General features: G+C 70.4%; 4 protein-coding genes and 2 pseudogenes. 2 read left to right on the forward strand and 4 right to left on the reverse strand.

Annotated elements, in window-relative coordinates; translation table 11 throughout:
- Both ACQKIP_RS41145 and ACQKIP_RS41150 read right to left on the reverse strand, forming a co-directional pair.
- Positions 1-381 (reverse strand): annotated as a pseudogene (locus ACQKIP_RS41145) (hypothetical protein); the annotation flags it as partial.
- Positions 378-1,064 (reverse strand): FadR/GntR family transcriptional regulator, encoded by a 687-nt coding sequence (locus ACQKIP_RS41150; protein WP_365856673.1) that lies wholly within the window; start codon positions 1,062-1,064, stop codon positions 378-380. The gene ACQKIP_RS41150 and the pseudogene ACQKIP_RS41145, both read right to left, overlap by 4 nt.
- A gap of 265 nt (positions 1,065-1,329) precedes the next feature.
- On the opposite strand from ACQKIP_RS41150, the gene ACQKIP_RS41155 reads away from it, so the two are divergent.
- Complete coding sequence (locus ACQKIP_RS41155; RefSeq protein WP_365856671.1) at positions 1,330-2,181, forward strand: GNAT family N-acetyltransferase; 852 nt, start codon at positions 1,330-1,332, stop codon at positions 2,179-2,181.
- Positions 2,182-2,191: 10 nt separating this feature from the next.
- Here the strand turns inward: ACQKIP_RS41155 and ACQKIP_RS41160 are convergent, their stop codons facing one another.
- The gene (locus tag ACQKIP_RS41160) at positions 2,192-2,653 is read right to left on the reverse strand and encodes a polyketide cyclase (RefSeq protein ID WP_365856669.1); all 462 of its coding nucleotides are present in this window, start codon (positions 2,651-2,653) and stop codon (positions 2,192-2,194) included.
- Between the two features lie 18 nt (positions 2,654-2,671).
- On the reverse strand, positions 2,672-3,451 hold the full coding sequence (locus ACQKIP_RS41165) for a phytanoyl-CoA dioxygenase family protein (RefSeq protein ID WP_365856667.1): 780 nt from the start codon (positions 3,449-3,451) through the stop codon (positions 2,672-2,674).
- 394 nt (positions 3,452-3,845) lie between these two features.
- Here ACQKIP_RS41165 and ACQKIP_RS41170 point away from each other — a divergent pair.
- Positions 3,846-4,240: pseudogene (locus ACQKIP_RS41170) on the forward strand (DUF4232 domain-containing protein); the annotation flags it as partial.

The raw sequence follows: 4,240 nt of genomic DNA on the forward strand, positions 1-4,240 counted from the left end.
CCCGACCGGCCGCTCCTTGTCCTCGTACGTCTCGTACAGCGTGAAGGGCAGGACGGTCATCGACCGCACGGGGTGCAGCGGGGTGATGGACTTCCAGCCGTCCAGGGTGAATCGGCGGCCCTGCGCGGTGAAGGTCAGCCGGTAGCGGATCCGGCGGCGGGCGAGCGGCGATATCTCCAGCGTGCCGGCCGCCCGGGCGTCGTCGGCCCACCCGGCTATCCGGATCCGTCCGGCCAAACTCGCCTCGGTCGTGCCCAGCGGCCGCAGCACGGTATCGGCGCTGACCCGCAGGTCGAGGCGGGCGCGGCGGTCGGTCCCGTCGGCGTCGAGGCGGGCGCTGCCCAGCATGGTCTCCGCGAACCTTGTTGCGCGCACGCTCATTTGAGGCCCTCCAGCATGATGCGCTCGGTGGCGGTGAGATAGTCATCGGCGGCCGAGCCGGCCGCGGCCTCATCGCCCCTGACGACGGCGTCGATCACCGGAGCGAGGCGGGCGTGCGCGGCGTCCGGGTCGGTGAAGGGCCCCACCAGGGCGGCCCTGACTGGCAGATAGGCGTTGAACAGCGTGTTGGTGAGCAGGGCGTAGACGCGGTTGCCGGTGGCGCGGGCGAGTGCCCGGTGCACTTCGACGTCCGCGAGCTGCACGGCATCCCCGCTCTGTGCGGTCTTCACCGCGTCGAGCAGGGTGCGCAGTTCGTCCTTCTGCCCGTCGGTCGCCTTGGCGGCGGCCCGCCCGGCGATCAACGCGCCGATGGAGCGCCGGACTTCGAAGACCTCGGTGATCCACTCAGGGCTGTGCCGCACCAGCATGGGCAGCAGGTCGGCGCCGCCGAGCCGCGCGTAGTCGCGCACCCGGGTGCCCACGCCGTGCCGGGTTTCGAGCAGTCCGGCCTGGATGAGCCGGCCGAAGGCGTGCTTGAGGGTGGTGCGGGTGACGCCGTAGCCGTCGGCCAGTTCGCGTTCGGGCGGCAGATAGCTCCCGGCCGGATACCGGCCGGTGAGGATCTCTTCACGCAGCCGCCCTTCCAGCAGATCGACGACGGTTTCGCGCGGCAGCGTCTCCACGGGGTGGCCTCTCAGAGTGCTTGTGGTACTCGGAGTGCTCAGAGTGCTCGGAGTCTGAGTCGATGAGTGAATCAGTGGCTCATCCACTGACGAAGGCAAGGAGAACAGGGCGGGCGCCGGGGAGTCAAGAGGTCGTGTGCCGCGCCGCCTGCTTGAGTGCCTCGCTCAAGTCCGCGACGCTGGGGCGACGCGGTTAAGGCAACACGGGTGGGACACCGCAAGTGCGGAAGCAGGTCACCGACCGACAAGGGAGCACGAAAACCCCATGAATGCCGACCACTCGCCGCTCTTCTGCGACACCGCTCTGGCCGCCCGCATCGAGCGGGCCGAGGCGCAGCTCATCGCCACGGGCAGCGAGGCCGCCCGCCGCCGCAGGGCGGACACCGAGGGCTTCGTGACCCCTCTCGCCGGCGGCGTGGCGAGCTTCGCCGAAAAGGGCTCACCGCTCAACAAGGTTGCGGGGCTCGGCTTCGGCGGCGTGCCCAGTGCGGCCGCTCTGGACGAGGTCGAACAGGCCTTCGCGGCCTGCCACTCCCCCGTACAGATCGAACTCGCCCACCTGGCCGATCCCGCGATCGCCGCCCTGCTGACCGAACGGGACTACCGGCTCACATCCTTTGAGAACGTGCTCGGCCTGGACCTCAAGACCTGGCGCGAGCGCAGCACGCCGACCGGGATCGAGGTCCGGCCCAGCGGCGACGAGGAGTTCGAGCCCTGGCTCAACGTCGTGGCGGAGGGTTTCGCCCACCCCGATACGCAAGGCGTGCCCTCGCACGAAGAGTTCCCGCGCGAGGTCATCGCCCGGGCCATGCGCGACCTCACGGCAGCAGCCGGCGTCACCCGCTGCGTCGCGCTGCGCGACGGGGTGATCGCCGGCGGCGCCGGCTTCCGCACGACCGAAGGCATCGCGCAGCTCACCGGCGCGGCAACCGCGCCCGCACACCGCCGCCGGGGCGTGCAGACCGCGCTGCTCTCCTACCGGCTCGCCCACGCCGCGGCCGCCGGCTGCGACGTCGCCGTCATCACCACCCAGCCCGGCTCCAAGTCCCAGCAGAACGCGCAGCGCCAGGGCTTCGACCTGCTCTACACCCGCGCCGTTCTGGTGAAGCAGACCTGAGCCCCGGCCGCTACTCCACGGTCCGCGCCAGAATTCCCAGGGTCGCGCGAAGGCCCGCCTCGGGGATGACCGGGAAGATGTTCGCCTCCCGGTAGCGTTCCTCGATCTCGCTCCAGTCGTAGTACGAAGTGGCCAGGGTGCCGCCCTCGCAGGGCTCGAGCCGATAGCCGTAGAGGTGCCGGATGGGAGGCTGCACCTGGCCGGAGATGGTCCATTCGATCAGGGCGTCCTGCTCGAACTTCGTGATGATCACGGTGACGTCGTACTTGCCCAGCGGGTAGTCGTTCAACGCCTCACGATCCATGTGGACGACGAATTCGTCGCCGACTGCGCGTACGGGTTTCCCCTCGGCGGACTGCAGCATCCCCGAACTGTCGATCGCCACGTGCCCGGAGGGCTCGCACAGCAACGCGAAGATCTTTTCCGGGGGCGCTGCTACCTGTCGCTGCACTTCGAATCGCTCGGTCGTCATAGGGGCACCCTCGCACGATCATCGAACGGTGTCGCGCCCCAGGCCCCGGCGGATCGCGCTCTCCACGGGCGAGTACGCGCCGTCGGCCCGCTCCAGTTCGTACGGCGCGGCCGGCATCAGCGGCGGCTGGGCCATGAAGCGCGGCCCGGCCCCGTGGTGGGGCTGTGCCGCGTGCACCAGGAACGGATGGCACAGGAACACGTCGCCGGGGGATCCGGTGGCCAGGGCGAGCGGCCGGTGGTCGGTCGCCGCCACCAGGTCGGGCGCAAGGGTCAGTCCGCTGGCCCCGTCTTCCCCGTACCTCTCGAGGATCTTCGGTACGTCGAGGTGGGAGCCGACCCGGATCCGGGTCGGGGCATCGTCCTGCCCGACCTCGCTGAACAGGAACAGCATCAGCAAGGCCCGGCCCCGGGAACGCAGGTTGGTGAAGTACCAGCTCTCCCCCTCCGGCAGATAGCTCCCCTCGATGTGCCAGCCCGCGTCGTCCGGCTCCTCCTCGTGCGGGAAACGCAGCGGGAACGTGCCCAGCGAGTAGCGCGGCTCCCAGCGTCCGGCGCCGACGAGCAGGTCGTACGCGCGGTGCAGGGAGGGGGAGTTGGGGGCGGCGGCGAACGGCCCCTGCGCCATACCGGCCACCCAGTGCACGGGCTGCGTCCAGGTCGCCGGATCGTCCGGGTCGAGGCCCGTCTCCCGCCACAGCAGCCGCGCACAGTCCGCGGCCACGCGGGGCGCGACGGCGCCCTCCAGTTTCACGAAGCCGTCGCGCAGGAAGCGGGATACCAAGGTCGTGTCGTCCATGGCCTCATCGTGCGACGCCGCCACTCCCCCACGCCCGACACTTCCCGCACCGTCTCTGTCGGGTGCAACGGACCCTCTCCTGCCCCTCCCGGCCCGGCACGGAGAGAGGCCAAGCGGCCCGCCGGGGTCAAGGCAGTCCGGGTTACGGGTCTGTCCCAGCGGGCCGCGGACGCGAAACGGTGCGCGACCGCGCCGCAACCGAACCCCGGCGGCGGTGCGGGGGCGGGTGGTGCGCGGTCGTGGTGCTGGTGGTAGCTGTCATGCGTGTAACAGGGATGTATTAGCGAGGGGTTGGGCGGAACGATTCATCCGGCCGGGCGGGTCCTGGTGATCAGAAACGCTCGCTCGTACGGAGCAGCGACCGGCACCCCAACCGATTCCGAGGAAACAGACGATGCGCGTTCACAAGATCACCTTCGCCGCCCTGGCCGTTGCCGCGAGCCTCTCTCTCACGGCCTGCAACGACGAGGACACCACGGGACAGGGTGACCCCTCGGCCGCGTCCAGTTCGTCCTCCTCGGACAGCGGATCGGGCTCGGGCGGCTCGGCGCAGGACGGCGGCAAGGACTCCGGCGGGCAGAATTCCGGCGGCCAGGGCGAGGACGCCGGGACAGGGTCCGACGCCAACAGCAAGGTCGGCAAGTGCCGGACCGACGACCTGGACATCTCGGCACAGGACAACACCATAGACGGCGACACCGAGGGCAGCGTCGCGGTCACGATGCTCAACAGCGGCGGCAAGGACTGCATGCTGTCCGGGTTCGCGGGCGTCGACCTGAAGACCAGCGA

This window comes from Streptomyces sp. NPDC059900 (assembly GCF_050270335.1).
Lineage (GTDB): Bacteria > Actinomycetota > Actinomycetes > Streptomycetales > Streptomycetaceae > Streptomyces.